The sequence below is a fragment of the Wenzhouxiangella sp. 15190 genome (genome assembly GCF_003417465.1).
GTDB lineage: Bacteria > Pseudomonadota > Gammaproteobacteria > Xanthomonadales > Wenzhouxiangellaceae > Wenzhouxiangella.
In genome coordinates this window covers 38171-59751 of record NZ_QVMV01000039.1, presented here as the reverse complement: position 1 = coordinate 59751, position 21581 = coordinate 38171, and the positions used below count along the sequence as shown (strand labels likewise).

The window sequence follows — 21581 nt, the reverse complement described above, 5'->3', positions numbered from 1 at the left end:
CCGTGCTGATTGCCGAGCAGCTCGCCAAACGCTACAAGGGACGCGCCGTGGTGCACGGCATGTCGATGCAGGTCGACACCGGCGAGATCGTCGGGCTGCTCGGACCCAACGGTGCCGGCAAGACCACCTGCTTCTACATGGTTGTGGGCCTGGTCGCCGCCGATGGCGGCCGCATCGAGCTGAATGGGCGCGACATCACACGCTCGAGCATGAACCAGCGCTCCCGCTACGGTCTGGGCTATCTGCCGCAGGAGGCCTCGATCTTCCGACGCCTGTCGGTGGCCGACAACATCATGGCCGTGCTGGAACTCAGGCGCGACCTCGACCGAACCGCTCGCCGAGACGAACTCGAGCGCCTGATGGAGGAGTTCTCGGTCAGTCATCTGGCCGACCAGTCCGGCATCAGCCTGTCCGGGGGCGAGCGCCGGCGCGTGGAAATCGCCCGCGCACTGGCCGCCAACCCGTCCTACATGCTGCTCGACGAACCCTTTGCCGGCGTGGACCCCATTTCCGTCGGCGAAATCCAGAACATCGTCCGGCATCTGACCGAACGCGATATCGGCATCCTGATCACCGATCACAACGTGCGCGAGACCCTCGGCATCTGTGACCGCGCCTACATCATCAGCGAGGGCCGTCTGCTGACCCACGGCGTGCCGGCCGACGTCATGGCCGACGAGAACGTGCGCAACGTCTACCTCGGGCGCGAATTCCGGCTCTGAAGCCCTAAAACCGTGTAACCACGGAAGACACGGAAGTTCACGGAAGAACGGAACGAGTGTATACGCCCCTGGTGCAATGCAACGACGGACTCTTGCTCATCCTTCACCACCTGAACGCCCCATTCTCGAGCATCGCGGATCCGCTGATCCCGAGCTGCGGCATTTGATGCCCGCTCGCTTTCCGTGCTTTTCCGTGCTTTCCGTGGTTCCATGGGTTTTGCGGCTTCGCCGAAGCCCCAACTGGTCCGATTCTGGCTTTTGGGCGTAGAATCGAAGTCATGAAACAGGGTGCTAGTCTCCAGCTCAAGCTGGGCCAGAAGCTCAAGCTGGCGCCGCAGCTGCGCCAGGCCATTGCCCTGCTACAGCTCAACCGTATCGAGCTGCGCCAGACCATCCGTGAAGCACTCGACACCAACCCCATGCTCGAGCGCAGCGAGGAAGCGCCGGGCGACAGCGACGAGCAAACCGAAGAATTCGACGGCGACCTCGAAGTCGACTACGGCGACGACTACGGATTCGACGACCTGCCGGAAGGCTACTCGGTCACTTCCGGCCCCGCTCCCAATTACGACGAATTCATCAGCGACCGCGCCGACGAGTCGCTGCAGCAGCACCTGCTCTGGCAGGTCAACCTGGCCGGGTTCAGCGAGACCGACGAGGCCATCGCGCGCGCCATCATCTACGCGCTCGACGAAGAAGGCTACCTGCAGGACGACCTTTCCACGCTGCGTGCCTCGCTGGCACCGGAGTACCTGGTCAGCACCGAGGAAGTCGCCGCGGTTTTAGAACGCGTCCAGCACTTCGAGCCGATCGGCGTGGCCAGCCGCAGCGTGGGCGAGAGCCTGCTGGTTCAGCTCAAGGCCATGCCGTCGAGCACCCCCGCACTGGGCCTGGCCTGCCACCTGGTCGAGCGACACCTGGAGGAACTGGGCAAGCAGGACATTCGGGCGATGGTGCGCGCTACCGGCATGGGTGAGTCCGAAATTCAGGCCGCCCTGGCGGTCATCCGCCGCTGCAACCCGCATCCGTGCTCGCGATTCGGCCGGGACGACGAGAACTACATCGTGCCCGACGTCTACATCCATCCGTCCGAGGAGGGCTGGCGTGTGACCCTCAACCCGGACAACGATCCCGGCCTGCAGCTCAACGGCATGTACATGAAACTGGCCAAACAGGCCCGCGGCGAGGACAAGAAATACCTCAGAAACCGGTTGCAGGAGGCGCGCTGGCTGATCAGCGGCCTGGAGATGCGCAACCAGACCCTGCAGGCGGTCACGCGGGCCATCGTGGAGCGCCAGCACGAATTTTTCAGCATGGGCGAATCCGGGCTCAAGCCACTCCTGCAGCGCGAAGTCGCCGAGTCCATCGGCGTGCACGAATCGACCGTCTCGCGCGCAACCACCGAAAAATACGCACACACGCCGCGCGGCGTTTTCGAACTCAAGTTCTTCTTCTCGGTCGGAATCGATACGCAGGACGGTCAGCAAATCGCCGCCACGGCGGTCAAGGCCCGGGTGCGCCGACTGATCACGGAGGAGCCCCCGGGCGAACCGCTGTCCGACCAGGCACTCGCCGAGAGACTGGCCGAGGGCGGTATCAAGCTGGCACGGCGAACCGTGGCCAAGTACCGCGAGCAGCTCGGTATCCCCGGCTCGGCCCAGCGGCGCCGGGCCGCCCGGCTGCAAACGGGCTGACCCCCCGCGCCGGACTGTATTAACATTGACTCGCGCAACAAGGAGCGACCTGATGCAACTGGAAGTCACTGGACAGAACATTGAAATCACCCAGGCCCTGAAAGCCTACATTGCCGAAAAGACCGAGCGCCTCGAGCGCCATTTCGACAATCTCATCTCGGGGCATTTCGTGCTGCACCTCGAAAAGCTGCAGCACACCGTCGAGGGCACGATTACCGTCGGCGGCCGCACCAACCCGCTCCACGCCGAGGCCCAGTCGGAGGACATGTATGCAGCCATCGATGCGCTCATGGACAAGCTCGACCGCCAGGTCCGGCGCCACAAGGACAAGGTCACGTCTCACCGCAATTCGCGTCCGGCCGAGGCAGGCTGAGCCCGGCGGCACGACAAAAGGGGTCCGATCTCATGCAGCTTGTTGATGTGCTCGCACTCGATCGTATCGCGGTCGACATCTCCGTCTCGAGCAAGAAGGCCCTGCTGGAGAAGGCGGCCGAACTGCTGGCCGCCGCCCCCGGCAGCGCCAACGCCCGCGACATCTTCGACAGTCTGTGCCAGCGCGAGAGGCTGGGATCGACCGGCCTGGGACAGGGCGTGGCCATTCCACACGGCCGCGTCGACAACCAGGAAAACGTTTCCGGGGCGATGATCCGCCTCAAGCGCCCGATCGACTTCGATGCGCCCGATCACGAGAAGGTCGACCTTTTCTTCGCTCTGGCAGTGCCGGGGCAATGTACCGACACTCACCTCCGGCTACTCGCGGAGATGGCTGAACGCCTCGGTCGCGAATCCCAGCGCGAAGCGTTGCGTACCATCGACGATCCCGACGAGTTGCTGCGACTGTTGTCGGCCAACCCGGCCGACACCCCGACGCAATGACCCAGCGCGTCACGCCGGCCGAACTCTACGAGCAGTTTTCGGACCGTCTCGATCTGCATTGGATCAGCGGCAAGTCGGAAGCCGGCAAGCGCGAACTCGAGCCCACCGGTTTTCACTCCCGGCCGTCCCTAGTCGGCTTTCTCACACCGATTCATTCGACCCGCATCCAGGTCATCGGGCGCGAGGAATTCGACTGGCTGGAGGGCCTGGACTCCCGCACCCGCTGGGAAACCCTGGCCAGGATCATGGACGATCGTCCCGCGGCCATCATCGTTGCCAACGGCCTGGAAGTGGCCGACGACCTGGTCAAGCTTGCCCGCGAGAGCGATACACCCGTCCTGACCTCCAGCCACAACGACTGGGAACTGGTCAATTTTCTCGAATACCAGATTTCGCGCCGGCTGGCCGCCCGGGAGACCCTGCACGGCGTATTCATGGAGATTTTCACCATCGGCGTGCTGATTACCGGCGAATCGGGCACCGGCAAGAGCGAACTGGCGCTGGAGCTGCTCACTCGCGGCCACCGCCTGATCGCCGACGATGCACCCGAGTTCACGCAACTCACCCCCGACATCGTCGAGGGCTCCTGCCCGCCGGTCCTCAAGGAATGCCTGGAAGTCCGTGGCCTGGGTATCCTCAATATCCGCCGCATGTTCGGCGACGCGGCCATCAAGGCGAGCAAGTACCTGCGGTTGATCATCAACCTCAACCTGCCGCACCCCGAGGGGACCGAGACCGACCGGCTGCGCGGCGACGACGCCCAGCGCCAGGTGCTTGACCTGCAGATTCCGCAGATCAACCTGCCGGTGCTGGCCGGTCGAAACATGGCGGTTATCGCTGAAGCCGCCGTGCGCGACTTCATGTTGCGCATGAAGGGTTTCGACGCGGCGGCGGAATTCGTGGAGCGGCACGGCAGGCTTCTGGCCGACCACCAAAACAAACAATGAGCAACCCGCTGATCATCATTTCCGGCCTGTCGGGCAGCGGCAAGACCGTGGCCCTGCACGCGCTCGAAGACCTCGGCTATTACTGCGTCGACAACCTGCCCGGCGGGCTGCTGCCGGACCTGGCGCGCGAGGTCCACAGCCAGCCTGAACGCTATCCGAGGGTGGCCATCGGCATCGACGCCCGCTCGGGCCCGGAGGGCCTGGAAAGACTCCCGGAGCTTCTCGGCTCGTTGCCGGGCGACCGGCCCTTCCAGTTGCTGTACCTCGACACCGACGAGAAAGTCCTGGTGCGGCGCTTCAGCGAAACGCGCAGACGCCATCCACTGAGCGACCTGGGGGGTGTGGAGACGGCCATCGCCGCCGAACGCAAACTGCTCAAACCGATCCGGGAAAAGGCCGACTGGATCATCGATACCTCCGAGAGCAACATCCATCAACTGCGGCGACAGGTCTGGCGCGCCATCGGCGTGAGCGAAAACGAATCGGTCCAGTCGCTGGTGCTCGAATCCTTCGCCTTCAAGAAAGGGGTGCCGCGTGATGTCGACATGGTGTTCGATGCGCGCTGCCTCCCCAATCCGCACTGGCAGCCGGGGCTGCATGCGCATACCGGCCTGGAAGCCCAGGTGCGCAAGTATCTTGAATCACACCCCATCGTCGACGAATTCTGCAGCGACATCCTGACCTTCGTACGGCGCTGGCTGCCGGCCCTGGCCGAGGACCAGCGCAGTATGGTGACCGTGGCCATCGGCTGCACCGGCGGCCAGCACCGGTCGGTCTACATCGTCGATCGCATCGCACGGGAATTGCGCGAAGAAGGCATGCGCGTACTGGTCAGTCACCGGGAGCTGGAACAGTGACGGGCATCATCCTGGTCACGCACGATGGTCTCGGCGAAGCCATCCGGCTGGAAGCGGAGAATATTCTCGACCGACCGGTGAATGTCACGACGGTCGCGGTCAAGTATCGGTCCGGGGTCGAGGAAACCCTCGAGGCATTGCGCCTTGCCCTCGCCGCGGGTGCGGACAAACAGGGCGCCGTCGTTCTTACCGACCTGCCGGGAGCGACGCCGCACAACCTGGCCAGCCAGACCGCCGACGAATGCGGCATGCCGGTGGTGTCGGGACTGAACCTGCCGATGCTGCTCAAGGTCATCAACCACGCCGGCACGGCACCGACTGAACTCGCCGAGCTCGCCGCCAGAGGCGGTAGCCAGGGGATCGTGCGGGCATGAAGGAAATCGAACTCGAACTGATCAATCGGCTCGGTCTGCACGCCCGCGCGGCCAGCAAGCTGGTGCAAAGCGCCTCGAGTTTCGACAGCCAGGTTTGGCTCAGCCACCAGGACAAGCGCGTGAACGCCAAATCGATCATGGGCGTCCTCCTGCTGGCCGCGCCCTGCGGCAGCCGGCTGACGCTGGAAGTCGACGGACCCGACGAGGATGCAGCCGCCGAGGCCATCGCCGGGCTCGTTGCCGACCGTTTCGGAGAAGGTGAATGAGCCTGACCCTGACCGGCATCGGCGTTACCACCGGCATTGCGCTGGGCAAGGTGCACCGGCTCACGCCGGGCGAGCTGGCCCTGCCCGAATACCATCTGGAAGCCGATGCCGTCGACACCGAGATCGAGCGGGTCCGGCGCGCCGTTCAGCGCGGCGACGACTTTCTTTCGGGTGTCCTGGACCGTGTCGGCGAATCCGGCGGCGAAACCGCACGCGAACTGCTCGAAGCGCATCGCCTGATCCTGCAGGATCCGATGCTGATCGAGTCTGCCTGCGATCGCATCCGTGAAAACCGGATCAATGCCGAATGGGCCCTGGCCCAACAGGCTGAGCAACTGCGTGAGGAGTTCCGGCGCCTCGACGATGAATACCTGGCGCTGCGCCGCGAAGACCTCGAACAGGTCGTCAGCCTGATCCAGCGAGAACTGGCCGACCAGCCTTCGGCCCTGTTCAGCACCCAGGTGCCGCATCGGCTCGACGACACCGTCCTGATCGCGGCCGAACTGACACCGGCGGACCTGACCGTTCTCAGCCAGCGCCGGGTGGCCGGCCTGGTGACCGAGCACGGCGGGCCGTGGTCGCACACCGCCATCCTGGCGCGCAGCCTGGAAATCCCGATGGTGGTGGGTGTCCACCATGCGCTGGACCTGCTGACCGAGGGCGAACGGGTCGTGCTCGACGGTCACTACGGCGCCGTGCTGGTCAGTCCCGACGAAAACCTCGAGCGCCACTACGCCGAAAAACAGTCGACCAGCCAACGTCACCGCAGCGAACTCAAACGATTCCTGTCCCGGCCATCGCGCACCGCCGACGGCAAGACCTTCCAGCTGCACGGCAATGCCGAATTGCCGATTGAATTCGAACGCTGCATGGAGGCCGGCGTGGACGGCATCGGGCTGATGCGCACCGAGTACCTGTTCCTCGACGAGCACATTCCCGACGAGGAAGCCCAGTACCGCGCCTACCGAAACGCCATCCGGGCCATGGCCGGCAAGCCGGTGACGATCCGGACCCTGGACGCCGGCGGCGACAAGCTCCCCGATTCCCTGTCACTAACGCGTGGACCCAACCCCGCCCTGGGCCTTCGCGGCCTGCGCCTGTCCCTTTCGGTCACCGACCTGTTTCGCGACCAGTTACGCGCCATCCTGCGGGCCTCCGTCGAGGGCCCGGTCCGCATCCTCCTGCCGATGCTGACCAACATCGAAGAAATTGCCCAGGCCCGCCAGTTGATCGCGCAATGCCGCGAAACGCTGCGCGCCGACGGCCTGGAAATCGATCCCGAGCTTCCTGTCGGCGGCATGATCGAAACACCGGCGGCGGCTCTCAATGTCGAGGCCATGGCCACCGAGCTGGACTTCCTGTCCATCGGCACCAACGACCTGATCCAGTATGTACTGGCCATCGATCGTCAGGACGAGCTGGTCAGCTACCTCTACGAACCGGCCCATCCGGCCATCGTTGAACTGCTCGGCCGCATAGTCGATGTCGGCCAACGCCGGAACCTGGAGGTGACTGTCTGCGGCGAACTGGCCGGAGACGAACGCGCTGCCCGCCTGCTGCTCGGCCTGGGTGTAAAACATTTCAGCATGCCGCCGGCACGCGTGGCCCCGGTCAAGAAAAGCCTGATCGAGGCCAGTGCCGATCGCTGCCGCCACATCGTTGAGCGCTTTCGCGCGCACGGCGACCAGCGTAGCGCCAAGCTGCTGGAGCGACTCCGGCATTCCGGTGGGGCACGCTGAGAGGCGATATTCCGTATTCGACCACCCGCCATTGATGGTCCGGTCCGCATAGCTCACGTTATGTGCGACGAAAGACGAAGCACCAAATCCCAAGCACCAAACTCCAAACAAAATCGAAATTCCAATAACCGAATGACCAAAATGCGGCTCAGCGGAATGCAGGTGGCATTGGAGTTTAGAAAATTGATTTAGTTGGCGACATCATCCCTGACGTATTTGGGCTCGAGCTCCCAGGCATGCACCGGCTCGACCGTTTCGGCCAGGGCCAGCACGCTGCGGGCATCCGGCCAGATGTCCGGGTGTTTCTCGGAAACCTTTCCCGCCAGAACGCTTTCCAGTTCGTCGCCGTAGCTCGCCAGGCCCGAGCCGGCGGCCAGCCAGGGGCCCTCGTGCGGTAGCGCCAGGCCGGCCGGCGGCACGACCACTTCGTCGGCCACGGCGACGTGGTCGCCGTCGCGGCTGTCGAAAAATCCCGCATACACTTCCGACATGCGTGCATCCAGCACGGCCAGGACGTGTTTGGCGTGCCATTCAGAGTCGGCGGCGCGGGCGAGCGCGGCCAGCGTCGAGACCGCGTGGATCGGCAGCTCGTGGGCCAGCGCGATGCCCTGGGCCACGCCCAGGCCGATGCGCAGGCTGGTGAAGCCACCCGGGCCGCGCGAGACGGCCAGCGCATCGAGGTCGCCAAAACCAATGTCGCGCTCTTCGAGCAGTTCGCGAATCCATGGAATCAGCAACTCGGCATGGCGGCGCGGCGCCAGAGCCTCGCGCACGCTGATTTCGCCGTCGACCTCCAGCGCCACGGAGCAGAAATCGGTCGCGGTTTCCAACGCCAAGCAGATCATGCCGCCAGCCTCTCGCGCAGGAATTCGGCCGCTTCGGCCGCACTTTTCGACCGGGTCATCGGCGGCAAGCTCTTGAGGAAGATCCGGCCGTAGGGTTTCTGCGTGATGCGTGGGTCACCCAGAACCAGCACGCCGAAGTCGTTCCACTGCCGGATCAGCCGTCCGGCGCCCTGCTTGAGTGCGAGCACCGCCTGCGGCAACTGGACGGTGGTAAAGGGATTCTCGCCGGCCTCGCGAACCGCCTTGAGCGTGGCTTCGAGCACCGGGTCGTCCGGGGCGGCAAAGGGCAACTTGTCGATGACCACCACGCTCAGCGCCCGGCCGGGGACGTCCACGCCCTCCCAGAAACTCGCTGCACCCAGCAGCAGGCTGTTGGGTGTTGTACGAAAACGTTCCAGCAACACGTGGCGCGGTGCGTCTTCCTGGATAAGCAGGTTGAAATCGGTGTGTGCGCGCAGCCACTGCGCCGCGCGCTGCAGCGCACGATGGGCGGTAAACAGCAGGAAGCCCCTGCCGCCGGCGGCACGCAGCAGCGGCAGGACCTGTTGGAGCAATTCCTCGGTATGCGACGGATCGCGCGGCTCGGGCAGGTTCTCGGGAATCCACAGCCGCGTCTGGTTGGGGTAGTCGAAGGGACTCTCGACGACCAGTTCCTCGGCCGAATCCAGGCCGAGCCGGCGGGTGAAATGCTCGAAACGGCCGTTGACCGCCAGCGTGGCCGAGGTCATGACCCAGCTCGCCGGCACGCGCTCACGCAATTCGGTCAGCGGCGCGGCGACATCCAGCGGCGTCAGATTGAGCTGGAAACGCCCGTTGCGGCTGCTGAACCAGCGCACGTAGCCTTCCTTGCCCTCCAGAAAAGCGTGCAGGCCGTCGTGCAGAACGCAGGCGCGCTCGGCGCAATTGGCCAGATCGCGTGTGCGCTCGGCCAGTGGATCGAGCGCGCGGGCCAGATCGTTGAGTGAACGGGCCAGGGTCTGAAACTCATTCAGGCAACCGCGCAGGGCCGAGTATTCGCCCCGGCGCGGCAGGTCGACGTTGGCGCTCACTGCCTGCTCGAGTGCGGCGCGCAGGTTGGCCGTAGGGGTTTGCAGCAACTTCAGGCTGCCGGCCGCACCGGCGCTCGCTGCCAGGGTATCGCGGGCGAGTTCACGTACCTGCCAGGCACTCAAGCCCTGCGAGAAAAAGCGCATGGCGGTTTCGGGCACCTGGTGGGCCTCGTCGATAATGACGGTCTCCGCACCCGGCAACACCTCGCCGAAACCGGTTTGTTTGAGCGCCATGTCGGCGAACAGCAGGTGATGATTGACCACCACGACATCGGCCTCCTGGGCCTGCCGCCGGGCGTGCACAAGGTGGCAATCCGAGAGAAACGGGCAATCGCTGCCCAGACAATTGTCCTGCGTGGAAGTCACCAGGGGCCACACGCGCGAGGCGCCCGGAATCTCGTCGATCTCGCTGATTTCGCCGCTGTTGGTGTGCCGGGCCCAGCGCTGCACCGTGCGCAGCTCATCCATAACGTCTTCGAAAAGCTCCGGCTCGGAGACGTGTCGCTCGAGCCGGTGCAGGCACAGGTAGTTGGCCCGCCCCTTGAGCAGCGCGACCTTGCGCTCCACGCCCAGGGCCTTGAGCGCAAGCGGCAGGTCACGCCGGAACAACTGGTCCTGCAGGTTGAGCGTGCCGGTGGAAATGATGGTGCGATCACCCCTGAGCAGCACCGGCACGAGGTAAGCCAGGGTCTTGCCGGTGCCGGTCGCCGCCTCGGCCACCAGATCCTGGCCCGCCTCAAGACAACGATCGATGGTCCGGGCGAGTTCGAGTTGCCCTTCCCGGGGACGGAAAGCCGGCAACGCTTCGGCCAGCGCACCGTCGGGTCCGAACAGCGTGGCCAGCGATTGGCTCATTCAATAACGCTCGGGTGGCTCGAGCGGGCAGATTTCGACGCGTTCGCGCGCGCGTGCCGCCGCCACAACCTGGCCGTCGCGTTCACGCGCCAGCGCCATGGTGCGCCAGTTGCGGCGGCAGATGTCGCCCACCTGCGGACCCAGCTCCCAGGAGCGCCTGGCGTAGCTTTCGGCCTGCTCCCACCGCCCGCGCGAGAGCTGAAGTTCGGCCATGCGCTGGAGCAACTCGGGGTCGCGGTCCTCGATGCGCAGCGCACGCTCGAGCAAGGCCTCGGCCCGATCGAAGTCGCCGTTTTCGCGGGCCGCCTCGGCCGCGCTTTCGAGCTCGCGAACGGCCGGGTTGCGCAGGGGATAGACCTGAAGGCCGCTCGGCTCTTCACCCCCCTCCGGTGCACGTACCTGCTCGGCGATCTCGGGATCATCCAGGGTCGGCTGCCAGGGGGCGCAGGCAGCCAATACCATCATCGCCAACAGCGCGAGGGTTGCGAATGCCGGAAATCGGGAGAAGGAACGGATCGATTGCATGCCAGAGGCTTCAGCCAGTCAACTGGCTCAATGGTACAGGGATTCAGCGATTGAATGGCCCGGAACCGCGTCGCTCCAGGCAGTCCGACAGGACCTCGGGCTGGCTGCCGGCAATGAAGGGGATGGCTACCGCCCCGTCGCAGTACTCGGCCGCCAGTTTCGGCTGCGGCCACTCGACCCAGAACCACTCGACGCTGTCGGGCCAGCCGGATCGCACGGGCCGGGTGGGCAACTCATTGAACAGCCCGGCCCACACCGGCAGCGCGGTACTGGCGCCGCCGACACCGGCGGGCTTGTTGTCGTCGCGACCGGCCCAGACCACGCCCAGCCAGTCGTTCGTGTAACCCACGAACCAGGCGTCGCGCCGATCGTTGGTAGTGCCGGTCTTGCCGCGCACGCCCGGATCGTCGGTCAGCAGACGGCTCAGCGAGCGGCCGGTGCCGTGTGTGACCACGCGGCGCAGCGCGAAGTCCACCAGTGCCAGCGCCTCGCGCTGCTTCAGCGACTTGAGTCTGAGCGGATAGCGGGCGATGGTCTCGCCGTCGGAATCGACGACTTCGCGCACCGAGCGAACGGGAGCACTGTAGCCCTCGGAGGCAATCGGCTGGTAAAGCTGGGCGACTTGCAGGGGTGTGAGGTTCACGGCCCCCAGAAATGCCGCGGGGTGTGCATCGCGTCCCGGTGCCACACCAAGCTGGCGCATCAACTCGAACAGCGCATCGACGCCGACAGCCAGGCCGACGCGCACGCTAGCCTGGTTGTAGCTTCGCGCCAGCGCCTCGAGCAGGGGAACCTTTCCATGGCTGACTTCATCATGGTTGACGGGTTGCCACGGCCCCGAACCCGAAATATCGACGGTCAGCGGTTCGTCGGCCACCGGCGTGACCAGCGTGAACGCTTCCGGCCGGGCCAGAGCGAGCATGTAGACCAGTGGCTTGATAACCGACCCGACCTGGCGGCGGGCGTCGAGTGCGCGGTTGAAGCCGTGCCGGCCACGCACGCGATCGCCGACCAGCGCCCGAACCTCGCCGCTATCGGGCTCGAGCAGCACGATGGCCCCCTGCAAGAAGTCGGGCTCGCTCTCGACCCGGACCAGGCCCTCGGCCAGTGCCGTCTCGGCCCGACGCTGTGCCGAAGGCGAGAGCGTGGTGAACACGCGCAGGCCGGTGCCGCGCAGGTCCCGATCCCGATAATCGGACCGCAGCTGGCGGCCGACCAGGTCCAGGAAGGCGCCGTACTGGCTGGCGCCGGAACGCAGCGAGGGGCGCAATCCCAGGCCGGCTTGACGCTGGCGCTGCAGGGTCGCCTCGCCGATCAATCCCGTCTCGTGGAACATGGCCAGCACGAGATTCCGGCGATCGCGCGCATGCTCGGGGTTGCGCAGCGGGTGATACCAGGACGCGCCGCGCGCCATGCCCACCAGCAGCGCGATCTGGCCGGCATCCAGCGCCTCGAGCGGCTGCCCGAAGTAGTATTCGGCCGCCCTGCCGAAACCGTGGATGGCGCGCCGGCCGTCCTGGCCCATGTAGACCTCGTTGAGCCAGGCCTCGAGAATTTCGGCCTTGGAAAAACGCAGTTCCAGGCTGACGGCCATGATCGCCTCGTTGAACTTGCGAAGCAGGCTGCGCTCGGGCGTAAGAAACAGGTTTTTGACCAGTTGCTGGGTGACGGTGCTGCCGCCCTGCACCACCTCCCCGGCGCGCAGGTTGGCCCACATGGCCCGCGCCAGCCCGCGCAGGTCGATGCCGAAATGATGCTTGAAGCGCCGGTCCTCGACCGCCTGGGCACCGGCGACCAGCAGGGGTGGAAACTCGGCCAGTTCCAGCATTGTCCGGACGCGGTCGTCCAGCGGCAGGATGCGCCCCAGTTCGGCCGGCGGCAGGCGCAGAACGGCGGCCTCACCGAGCAACTCGACCCGTCCGCCCCGAACCCGTACAGCACCGCGCTGCGCGGGTTGATGACCGTCGGGAAAGTCGAACGCCGGCAGATGTAAGTCGATGCGCTCGCCTTCCACGCGAAATCGCCCCGGACGCTCGGGGGAACCGGCCCGCAGGCCGGTGGCTTCGAGTTCCACGAGCAGATCCCGGTGCGACAAGGCACGGCCGTCGTGCAATTCCAGCGGGCGGGCATAGACACGACTGGCTTCTGTCAGGTGCCGGTCGGCGAAGCGCAACGACACTTCCCGGTCGAGCCACCACACCCAGGGTCCCAGCAAGCCGATGGCCAGCCCCAACGCGAACAGTAGCGAGCGCAGAAGCCAGCGAGGCAAGCGCCGGGAGCTTTTCGACTTGCTCGACCTTGATCGTTGCTTGCGGCGGCGCCGTGGCTTGCTGGCCATACGCGAGGTGACAGGAGCCTGTGGTTGAAGGATAATTGCCCGTTTGCGGCGACGGACCCGACCGGCCGGACCGGTTTAAGGCAGTATACCGTCAGGTCCTCGACCCCGAATAACGTTCTCATGCCACTCCAACCACGTGACTGATTCCGACAGCACAACCAGAATCTCGCCGCTGGTCGTCGTTCTAGCCGAGCCCGGGGTGACCATCGATCGCGGTTGGCTCGACGCCGTGCGGCGAGAACTCCCCGGCGACATCATTTCCAGCGAGGGCGGACCGGTTGGTGAAGGCCTGGACGTTCTGCCCGGCAGCCGCGGTTCGTGGTGGACCTGGCTGGGCGAGATTGACCCGAAGCGTACTCAAAACGGCGTCGTGCTGCTGGCCCCGGGCTTCGCCCTGCCGCGCCGATTCGCCGCCCGCCTGGGCCACCTACTGGCTTCCCCCGACTGTCCACCGCTGCTGACATTGCCGGGCAACCACCAGCGCGGCCTCGACCCTTCGGCCGGCCTGATGGACCCGGAAGACGGCAGCACGGTCGATTCGATCGTCCAGGCGGCGGCCGAACTGCGCTGGACACCGGTTCGGTACCGGCCCGAACGCCTGGCGATCGTACCGCCCGGGCGGACCGAAGAAGCAATTCAACAAGCCGAAAGCGAGCACTGCTGGATCTACGACGGTCTCTGGATCCACGATCCGCAGGGCCGCGACGATGGCGGGCCACACACCCCGGACCTGCGCGCGGCCCTTGGACACCTGGCCACGGCCATCGAGGCCGTGGCCGGAGAAAGTGTGACCGCGCCCCTGCCCCTGTTCGGCTTCGACGGGCAACCCGTGGTGCTGCATATCAGTCATGACTGGGGCGGCGGCGTAGCGCGCTGGATCGATGATCTCATTACCGCCGACGACGGCCACCGTCACCTCGTGCTGTCGGCCGGCGGGCATACCGACGGCACGATTCACGGCCAGTGGCTCAAGCTGTATGCGGCCGGACCCGGCCGGGCCTGCATCCGCGAATGGACACTGGCGCCGGCCATCGCCGGCACGGACAGCACACACGCGCAGTATCGCGAGATACTCCACACCGTGATACGGCGCTACGGCGTGGCACGGATCATCGTCTCTTCCTTGATCGGCCACAGCCTGGATGCCCTGGCCACCGGCCTGCCGACGGTAGAAATGCTGCACGACTACTACCCGGCCTGGCCGGTACTCGACCAGGATCCGCTCGCCTGGGCCGGTGAGGACGGCCGAATCGAACTCGATCGAGCCATCAACGATTCCGGCGACAATTTCCTTTTCGCCGAGCGTCGCGCAGGACGTTGGCAAGCACTGGCCGAAAATTGGCTGGAAGCCGTCCGAAAGCACGAGATCGCCCTGGCAGCGCCAGCCGAACACGTCCTTGAACGCTGGCGAACACTGGTCGATGACCCCCTCCAGGAGGCGCAAGTCGTCCCCCACGGCTTCGCCGGCTGGTCATCCGATGCGCCCGAGGTCCTGCCAAGCGCCCTGCCCGACGGCCGGCTCAACCTGGTCGTCGTCGGCCGACTGTCCCCGGGCAAGGGACTCGGGCTGCTCGATGCCGCCATCGAAGGACTTCGCGAGCACGCCCGCATCACGCTGCTGGGCTGCGGTCATCACGGCATGCGCTTTTTCGGCCAACCCGAGGTCGATGTCGTCCTCGACTACCGTCATGACGAGTTGCCGGACCACCTCGCGCGCATCGGCGCGCAGGCCGCCCTGTTCCTGTCCACGGTAGCGGAGACCTGGAACTATGCCCTGACCGAAACGCGGGCGCTCGGCCTCGTACCGGTGGCTACGCGCACGGGCAGTTTCATCGAACGCATTCGCCACGAAACCGACGGGATACTTTTCGATCCCGACCCTGAGTCGCTCATCAGGGCCGTCAGGGCGCTGCGCGAGCGGTCCGGACAGCTCGAGGCATTGCGGGCCGCACTACCCGCCGAGGCGTCGATCAGCGAAACGCTTTCGACACTCGATGGCATCGTGGGCCTGCGAACGGCCGAACCACCGGCCGCAAGCGCGAGTACGAGCAGCGCACTGCGTTCCGCGAGCAAGGCCGCCGACCTGGTGGACACACGACGACAGCACGCGGCATTACGCGATGAGGTCGAAGCGTTGCGCATCGACCTCGAGAAAAGAACCGACTGGGCCCGGAAGCAGGAACGGCTGGCCACCGATCGCACGCAGTGGGCGCAGCGGCTCGAGGGCGAAATCTTAGAGCACAAGGAACGCCTGTCCGAAGTCCAGCAGCGCCTTGCCGATCGACAAAGCCAGCTTGAAGCGACGGAAAGGGAACTCGAGCTGGCCCACAAAGACACCGAAGCACAGCTCGCCCGGGCGGAGCACCTCGATCACGAACTCCAAACCATTTTCGCAAGCCGATCCTGGCGTCTGACTCGACCGCTGCGCGTGGCCAACCGCGTCGCCGCCAACGCCATTCGCCGACGCGTCTACAACCCCTTGCAGTGGCCTTTACTACTTCGGCGGCTGCGGCTCCACTTGCGACTACACGGTGTGCGCGGCACGCTCGAGTTGATGCAGCAAGGGGTACATACCTCCCCCGAGGCTCCCGTTACATTCGAAGCCATGGAACCATCGGAGGGTACCCTCGAACCGGTTACCCTCGACACGACCTCTGAGCCGCTAGTGAGCATCGTGGTGCCTGTATTCAACAAGGCGCACTACACCTCAGCCTGTCTCAACTCGATTGCTGCATACAACAGTCATAATATCGAAAGCGAATTGATCATCGTTGACGATTGCTCAAGCGATGAAACCGCTGAGTACCTCGCAGCCTGTCGAGGCCTGCGAGTCATCCGCAACACCACCAACAGCGGCTTTATCGCCAGCTGCAATGCCGGCGCCGCAGCGGCTCGTGGCCGCTATCTGGTCTTTCTGAACAACGACACCACCGTCACCGAAGGCTGGCTGGAGGCCCTGATCCAGACTTTCAGTCGTTTCCCCGATACCGGCATTGTGGGCGCGCGGCTGGTCTATCCGGACGGCCGTCTGCAGGAGGCCGGCGGAATCATTTTCAAGGATGGCTCGGGCTGGAACTACGGCCGTGGCGATCGGCCCGATCGGCCCGAGTACAGCTTTGCCAGCGAAACCGACTACGTCTCGGGCGCCTGCCTGGCCATCGAGCGCGTCCAGTTCGAGCAACTCGAGGGCTTCGATTCGCACTACGCACCCGCCTACTACGAAGATACCGACCTGTGCTTCCGTGTACGCGAACGCGGCCTGCGGGTGATCTATCAGCCGGCCTGTACCATCGTGCATCATGAAGGTATCAGTTCGGGCACCGACGAATCTTCGGGCACCAAGCGATTTCAGGCCGTTAACCGCAAGAAATTCCAGCAACGCTGGAAACAGCAGTTGCAGAAGCAGCCGGACCCGACTCCCGGACCCGAAGGAGTTCACTCGGCTCGCTACCGACGCTTAAGCGGTCATGTTCTGATCATCGACGCCACCACTCCCGAACCGGACAAGGACTCCGGCTCGATGCGTATGGTCGCCATTCTCACGATCCTGCGCGACATGGGATTCAGGGTGAGTTTCATGCCGCAGAACCTGGCATGGGTCGCACGCTACTCGCGAGACCTACAGGCGCGGGGTATCGAAGTACTGCACCACCCCTGGGTGAGTGATGCGGAATCCTGGCTGACCGAATACGGAAGCCGGCTCACCCAGGTCATCGTCAGCCGTCACTACGTACTCGAACCGTTGATCGACGCCATTCGAAAGCACTGCAGACAAGCCTCGGTGGTGTTCGATACCGTGGATCTGCACTTCCTGCGCGAAGAGCGCTTGGCCCAGCTTTGCGGTGACGATAAGGCCCGACGAACTGCTCAAAGAACCCGCAAGTCGGAGCTGACGCTGATCCGCCAATGCGATACCACTTTGGTTGTGAGCCCGGCCGAGAAAGAACTGCTTGATCAGCTAGTACCCGAGGCGCGTATCCAGGTTCTGTCGAATATTCATCACATCCATGGGCGCAGTCGGGCATGGGCCCACCGACGCGACCTGATGTTTGTCGGCGGTTTCCAGCATCCGCCCAATCTGGATGCGGTCGAGTGGTTGATCGATGAGATCATGCCGCTGGTGAGAAGCGAGATTCCTGATGTGCGCTTGCACATCATCGGTAGCCGCATGCCCGAATCCCTGCGCGAACGACGCAGTAACGGCGTTGTCATCCACGGCTACGTGGCCGATCTCACACCCTACCTGGAAGGCTGTCGACTGTCAGTCGCCCCACTACGCTACGGTGCCGGCGTCAAGGGCAAAGTCAACCAGGCGATGGCCTGGGGCTTGCCGGTCGTGGCCACCCGCTGCGCGGCTGAAGGCATGTATCTCGAAGACGGCAAAGACGTACTAATTGCCGACACGTCCGAGAGCTTTGCCGAGGCCATCGTGCGCGCCTACAGCGACGAAGCGCTTTGGACGAGGCTATCCGACGGCGGCCTGGCCAACGTCGAGGAACACTTCAGCTTCGATGCGGCCCGGCGGGCCATCAACGAGATGCTGAGTTCACTTTCGCAGAACGACTAACCACAAAGACGCAAAAAAGCAGGAACCACGGAAAACACCGAATTCACGGAAAAGAAAAGCTTTTCTGACGAAAGAGCTCACCTCGACGGGCAATTCTTCACCCTTCGAAGCACTCTCTACCAATCAGGCATTTCCGTGCTTTCCGTGTCTTCCGTGGTTTTATGGTTTTGCTTTGGGTTTGAAGATTTTTGCCGGTTAACGTAACCGACGGGCGTCGGTGACGCTGGGGATGGTCTGGAGGCGATTGAGTAGCGTGGCGAGCTGATCGAAATCTTCTACCTGAACCGTGAGTTCGATCTCGACTTCGTCGCTGCTGTCGGCATGTCGGGCGTTCATCCCGGTGACGTTGACCTTCTCGGATGCCAGCAAGGTACCGATGTCCTTGATGAGTTCGCGCCGGTCCCAGGCGTTGATCGCGATCCTTGAGGCATAACGGCTACGCGGTCCGCTGGCCCACTGTACGTCGAGTACTCGCTCGGGCTGGCTACCCTGCAGGTTGAGAAATTGTCGGCAGTCCCGACGATGAATGCTCACGCCCCGTCCGCGAGTGATGTAGCCGGCGATGGGATCGCCCGGAACGGGCTGGCAGCAACGAGCCATATGGTGCATCAGGCTGCCCACGCCTTCGATGCGCACGTCGTCGCCGCCATCGCTTTCCACGGGTCGACGCTGTAACGCAATTCCCTCGCTTTCCTTTTGCTCGCGCGCATGCAGGCGTTCGACCGCCTGGGCGACCTGGGTGGCCGTCACGTCACCGGCACCGACACTGACGAAGAGATCCTCGACGCGCGTGGCGTTGAACTTCTCCATCACCTTGCGGATTTCTTCCTGGTCGAGATCGAGCCGACGAAACTCGGCTTCGATCGCTTGCCGGCCGGCGGCAAGGTTTTCTTCCTGGTTGGCCTGGCGGAACCATTGCCGCACCTTGGCCCGGGCCCGCGCCGTACCGATGTAGCCCAGTCGCGGAACCAGCCAGTCGCGCGAAGGCCTGGGTTCCCGGGTGGTGAGAATCTCGACGCGATCGCCGTTGCGAAGCTGGTAGGTCAACGGCACGATGCGGCCGTTGACCCGGGCGCCCCGGCAGCGGTGCCCGACCTCGGTGTGAATCAGGTAGGCGAAGTCCAGCGGCGTCGCTCCTGCAGCCAGGTCACGCACCTCGCCTTTGGGTGTGAGCACATAGACGCGGTCTTCGGTCGTGAGATTACTGAAGCTCTCCAGCAGCGCTTCGTCATCGCCCTCCTCTTGCGCTTCGAGCAGCTGGCGCATCGCGCCGATTCGCTTCTCAAGCGCGTCGTCGCGCGGACCGCCTTCCTTGTAGCGCCAGTGTGCCGCCACACCCAGTTCCGCGTGACGATGCATCTCGTGCGTGCGAATCTGCACTTCCACGACCCGGCCGCTGTCGGTACGCACCGCCGTATGCAGCGACTGGTAGAGATTGGATTTGGGATTGGTGATGTAATCGTCGAACTCGCCCGGCACCGGATGCCAACGGGTGTGAACCAGGCCGAGGACCGTGTAACACTGCTCCACCGTGTCGACCAGCACCCGCACGGCACGTACGTCGAAAAGCTCGTGAAAATCCAGCCCCTTGCGCTGCATCTTGCGCCAGATCGAGTAGATGTGCTTGGCCCGGCCGCTGACATCGCCGTCGATGTCCGAGTCGACCAATAGCTGGCGCAGACGATTCATGAACTGCTCGATAAACGCCTGCCGGTCGGAACGCTTCTCGGCCACCAGCCGGCTGATACGCTGGTAAGTCTCGGGTTCCAGGTAACGAAAGGAAAGATCCTCGAGCTCCCACTTGAACTGCCAGATACCCAGGCGATTGGCCAGCGGTGCGTGGATCAGCTGCGTCTCGCGCGCCACCTCGCGCCGGGTGGCCTCATCGGCGTCACGAGCGGCATGCAGTCGCGCGATCTGCCAGGCCAGCGCGATCAACACCACGCGCACATCGGCCACCAGCGCCATCAGCAGCTGCCTCAGGCCCTCGGCCCGGGCCTGGTCGTCCGGCAGGTAGGTCCGGCCGAAGAAGGTCAGCGTCCTGAGTTGTTCCAGGAGACCGGCCACTTCTTTAGAGCATTCAGTCGGAAACTGCGGCTCCGCATCCTGCGATTCCAGAGCCAGGGGCAGGAGAATAGTGGCCTCTACGACGGCTCGCTCGGGTTTTATGCGGGAAAGGGCGGAGAGCGCGTGCCAGACGCTAGATAGCGCCTGTTCCGATTTTGTACCGGGGGATTCAGCAAGCACCTGGAGCAAATGCTGCAAATGGCCTACTGATTTTCCCGTTCTCTGCGCGTAGTTATCGATCCAGCGCAAAATAAGTTGAGTGAAACGAGCGTTACCCGCTTCAAGTCCCTCTGTCCAATCCGTCATTTTGCGCTCGATCGGCCAGGCAATCGGCCTCCACCCGAAGCGGAGTGGGAGTTGCCGGAAGCACTATGGCCTTCATCCCAGGATTTCGCAAACGTCCGAAGGCATCTATGCCAGGTTTGAAGTGCCCGCTAGGATGTTTGTCAGTCAACTATGAAAGTCTGACTATCCACGTCTGTAAGCCCTTCGACTTCAGCTCTTAGAAAGTACTCCCCCGCTGTCTCAATAACGATATTGTCAAATGTGTACAAACCGTTCTCGGGAGTTACGCCATTCCTGATTCGGTTCGCACTGTTTTCATCACTGGTCCACAGGTAGAGATCAAGTGACGTGCTGCTATCGACATCCAGTCGTGCGCCACTATCGTCCAGCAACTCGATGGTAACCGCAGGATTGATTGGCTCGTTCAATACAGAATCTGTCGGCTGCTGAACGAACGCCATGCTGGCCGGGTCCTCAAGAATAGATAGGGTTTCTTTCGCGGCTGCATTTTTAGCGATACTACCTGACCCATCAACGGCACCGGCAAACAAGTTTATGGACCCTTCAGATCCAATCATTACCTGCCGAGTTATAGTAAAGGTAAGTGAGGAGGTTCCGGCAGGCAATTCAAGAGATCCGGGCTCAAACCGCAGATAACCAAACCCTTCGGTAGTACCAGGGATTTCTGGATTTTCTACTGCCGTACCGGGACACACAGCATTACCAGAAGGCACACACCGCCAAATCCCCTCACTCAAAGCTGCTGTAAAGTGAGATTCTGGCAGGTCATTAACGGTCCGATATTCCGGAAAAACTTCCTGGAAAGCCAGTTCGTCGGCAGCAGCGTTGCCGGTGTTTTCGATTACCAATTTGTAATCAATCACGTCGCCCGGAGACACCGCTACATCACCGAAACTGAGTGATTCGCCCGAATTGATTTGCAAGCTGGGATATTGAATATTCAGTTCCGGAAACGCCGCGAACGTGTCGCTAAACAGCGAGCCTTCGTCCACAGTTTCAGTGCTCTGATTGTCGGCCAGTTCACCGAACAGGCCGAACTTCGGATTCTGCTCGGCATTATCCTGGAAGAAACATTGCACCGAACTCGACGGTGAAAACGAAATGGTGTCAGCGAGGTTGTAACTGAGCTCGGAAGCCAGGCCAACCGCATCCATCACCGCGTGGCCGTTGGCATCCGTGGCGTTCAGGGTGACGGCCGCACTGTCCGGGCTGGAAAAGTCGAAACAGAAGAACGGATTGTCGTAAGATCCGGTCGCGCCAAGCCTGAAATCGATGCGGTCAGCGGAAAGGTCATATTCAAGAATGCTGCCTGCCCCCGTGTCGAGGATAGGGAAATCGGGCGAACCGCTCACCTTGAATGAAATGCCGCTGGGCTCGATCGTCTGGGCAGACGCCATCGCGACGAAACCCGAAAACAGCAGGGCGGATATGAACTTCACTGGTCTCACTATCAGGATTCTCCTGGCTGGTCTGGACACTATAAAGCACAATTGTACTGTTATTTCACGTCAAAGGACTATCCCCAGACGATAAAAGTTCCGTTAATTCAGGTTC

Annotated in this window: 16 protein-coding genes; 10 read left to right on the top strand and 6 right to left on the bottom strand. The window is 63.6% G+C overall.

The window, feature by feature from the left end; translation table 11 throughout:
* The first annotated feature begins 2 nt into the window (after positions 1 to 2).
* From lptB to ptsP, 9 genes are all read left to right on the top strand, one after another.
* On the top strand, positions 3 to 722 hold the full coding sequence (gene lptB, locus DZK26_RS10450; protein WP_116897457.1) for an LPS export ABC transporter ATP-binding protein: 720 nt from the start codon (positions 3 to 5) through the stop codon (positions 720 to 722).
* A gap of 278 nt (positions 723 to 1000) precedes the next feature.
* Positions 1001 to 2416 (top strand): RNA polymerase factor sigma-54, encoded by a 1416-nt coding sequence (locus tag DZK26_RS10445; protein WP_116897458.1) that lies wholly within the window; start codon positions 1001 to 1003, stop codon positions 2414 to 2416.
* Between the two features lie 52 nt (positions 2417 to 2468).
* The gene (hpf, locus tag DZK26_RS10440; RefSeq protein WP_116897459.1) at positions 2469 to 2789 is read left to right on the top strand and encodes a ribosome hibernation-promoting factor, HPF/YfiA family; all 321 of its coding nucleotides are present in this window, start codon (positions 2469 to 2471) and stop codon (positions 2787 to 2789) included.
* 32 nt (positions 2790 to 2821) lie between these two features.
* A complete protein-coding gene (locus DZK26_RS10435; protein ID WP_116897460.1) occupies positions 2822 to 3292 on the top strand; it encodes a PTS sugar transporter subunit IIA in 471 nt (156 codons plus the stop codon).
* Positions 3289 to 4239, top strand: a complete 951-nt coding sequence (hprK, locus tag DZK26_RS10430) for an HPr(Ser) kinase/phosphatase (RefSeq protein WP_116897461.1) — start codon at positions 3289 to 3291, stop codon at positions 4237 to 4239. Before DZK26_RS10435 ends, hprK begins: the two co-directional genes overlap by 4 nt.
* The gene (gene rapZ / locus DZK26_RS10425; RefSeq protein WP_116897462.1) at positions 4236 to 5096 is read left to right on the top strand and encodes an RNase adapter RapZ; all 861 of its coding nucleotides are present in this window, start codon (positions 4236 to 4238) and stop codon (positions 5094 to 5096) included. Before hprK ends, rapZ begins: the two co-directional genes overlap by 4 nt.
* The gene (locus DZK26_RS10420; protein ID WP_181918292.1) at positions 5093 to 5470 is read left to right on the top strand and encodes a PTS sugar transporter subunit IIA; all 378 of its coding nucleotides are present in this window, start codon (positions 5093 to 5095) and stop codon (positions 5468 to 5470) included. The genes rapZ and DZK26_RS10420 overlap by 4 nt, the downstream gene beginning before the upstream one ends.
* On the top strand, positions 5467 to 5736 hold the full coding sequence (locus tag DZK26_RS10415; protein WP_116897464.1) for an HPr family phosphocarrier protein: 270 nt from the start codon (positions 5467 to 5469) through the stop codon (positions 5734 to 5736). Before DZK26_RS10420 ends, DZK26_RS10415 begins: the two co-directional genes overlap by 4 nt.
* Complete coding sequence (gene ptsP, locus DZK26_RS10410) at positions 5733 to 7475, top strand: phosphoenolpyruvate--protein phosphotransferase (protein WP_116897465.1); 1743 nt, start codon at positions 5733 to 5735, stop codon at positions 7473 to 7475. The genes DZK26_RS10415 and ptsP overlap by 4 nt, the downstream gene beginning before the upstream one ends.
* A 188-nt stretch (positions 7476 to 7663) precedes the next feature.
* Here the strand turns inward: ptsP and tsaB are convergent, their stop codons facing one another.
* Genes tsaB through mrcB form a run of 4 tightly spaced genes read right to left on the bottom strand, consistent with a single transcriptional unit; the run spans position 7664 to position 13018 of the window.
* On the bottom strand, positions 7664 to 8320 hold the full coding sequence (tsaB, locus tag DZK26_RS10405; protein WP_116897466.1) for a tRNA (adenosine(37)-N6)-threonylcarbamoyltransferase complex dimerization subunit type 1 TsaB: 657 nt from the start codon (positions 8318 to 8320) through the stop codon (positions 7664 to 7666).
* Positions 8317 to 10224, bottom strand: coding sequence for an ATP-dependent DNA helicase (locus tag DZK26_RS10400; RefSeq protein WP_116897467.1), 1908 nt, complete (start codon positions 10222 to 10224; stop codon positions 8317 to 8319). Before DZK26_RS10400 ends, tsaB begins: the two co-directional genes overlap by 4 nt.
* A complete protein-coding gene (locus DZK26_RS10395; RefSeq protein WP_116897468.1) occupies positions 10225 to 10749 on the bottom strand; it encodes a tetratricopeptide repeat protein in 525 nt (174 codons plus the stop codon).
* 43 nt (positions 10750 to 10792) lie between these two features.
* Positions 10793 to 13018: a penicillin-binding protein 1B gene (mrcB, locus tag DZK26_RS10390; protein ID WP_181918293.1), complete on the bottom strand. Its 2226-nt coding sequence runs from the start codon at positions 13016 to 13018 to the stop codon at positions 10793 to 10795.
* 205 nt (positions 13019 to 13223) lie between these two features.
* On the opposite strand from mrcB, the gene DZK26_RS10385 reads away from it, so the two are divergent.
* The gene (locus DZK26_RS10385) at positions 13224 to 17654 is read left to right on the top strand and encodes a glycosyltransferase (protein WP_147306610.1); all 4431 of its coding nucleotides are present in this window, start codon (positions 13224 to 13226) and stop codon (positions 17652 to 17654) included.
* Positions 17655 to 17849: 195 nt separating this feature from the next.
* On the opposite strand, the gene DZK26_RS10380 is transcribed toward DZK26_RS10385, so the two are convergent.
* Both DZK26_RS10380 and DZK26_RS10375 read right to left on the bottom strand, forming a co-directional pair.
* Entirely contained in the window at positions 17850 to 20027 is a 2178-nt protein-coding gene (locus DZK26_RS10380; protein ID WP_116897471.1) for a bifunctional (p)ppGpp synthetase/guanosine-3',5'-bis(diphosphate) 3'-pyrophosphohydrolase, read from the bottom strand.
* A gap of 140 nt (positions 20028 to 20167) precedes the next feature.
* On the bottom strand, positions 20168 to 21466 hold the full coding sequence (locus DZK26_RS10375; protein ID WP_116897472.1) for a hypothetical protein: 1299 nt from the start codon (positions 21464 to 21466) through the stop codon (positions 20168 to 20170).
* Positions 21467 to 21581: the final 115 nt, after the last annotated feature.

Coding starts and splice junctions, on each gene's coding strand:
- DZK26_RS10445 (WP_116897458.1), top strand. CDS start 1,001: ATGAAACAGGGTGCTAGTCTCCAGCTCAAGCTGGGCCAGAAGCTCAAG.
- hpf (WP_116897459.1), top strand. CDS start 2,469: ATGCAACTGGAAGTCACTGGACAGAACATTGAAATCACCCAGGCCCTG.
- DZK26_RS10435 (WP_116897460.1), top strand. CDS start 2,822: ATGCAGCTTGTTGATGTGCTCGCACTCGATCGTATCGCGGTCGACATC.
- hprK (WP_116897461.1), top strand. CDS start 3,289: ATGACCCAGCGCGTCACGCCGGCCGAACTCTACGAGCAGTTTTCGGAC.
- rapZ (WP_116897462.1), top strand. CDS start 4,236: ATGAGCAACCCGCTGATCATCATTTCCGGCCTGTCGGGCAGCGGCAAG.
- DZK26_RS10415 (WP_116897464.1), top strand. CDS start 5,467: ATGAAGGAAATCGAACTCGAACTGATCAATCGGCTCGGTCTGCACGCC.
- ptsP (WP_116897465.1), top strand. CDS start 5,733: ATGAGCCTGACCCTGACCGGCATCGGCGTTACCACCGGCATTGCGCTG.
- tsaB (WP_116897466.1), bottom strand. CDS start 8,320: ATGATCTGCTTGGCGTTGGAAACCGCGACCGATTTCTGCTCCGTGGCG.
- DZK26_RS10400 (WP_116897467.1), bottom strand. CDS start 10,224: ATGAGCCAATCGCTGGCCACGCTGTTCGGACCCGACGGTGCGCTGGCC.
- DZK26_RS10395 (WP_116897468.1), bottom strand. CDS start 10,749: ATGCAATCGATCCGTTCCTTCTCCCGATTTCCGGCATTCGCAACCCTC.
- DZK26_RS10380 (WP_116897471.1), bottom strand. CDS start 20,027: ATGACGGATTGGACAGAGGGACTTGAAGCGGGTAACGCTCGTTTCACT.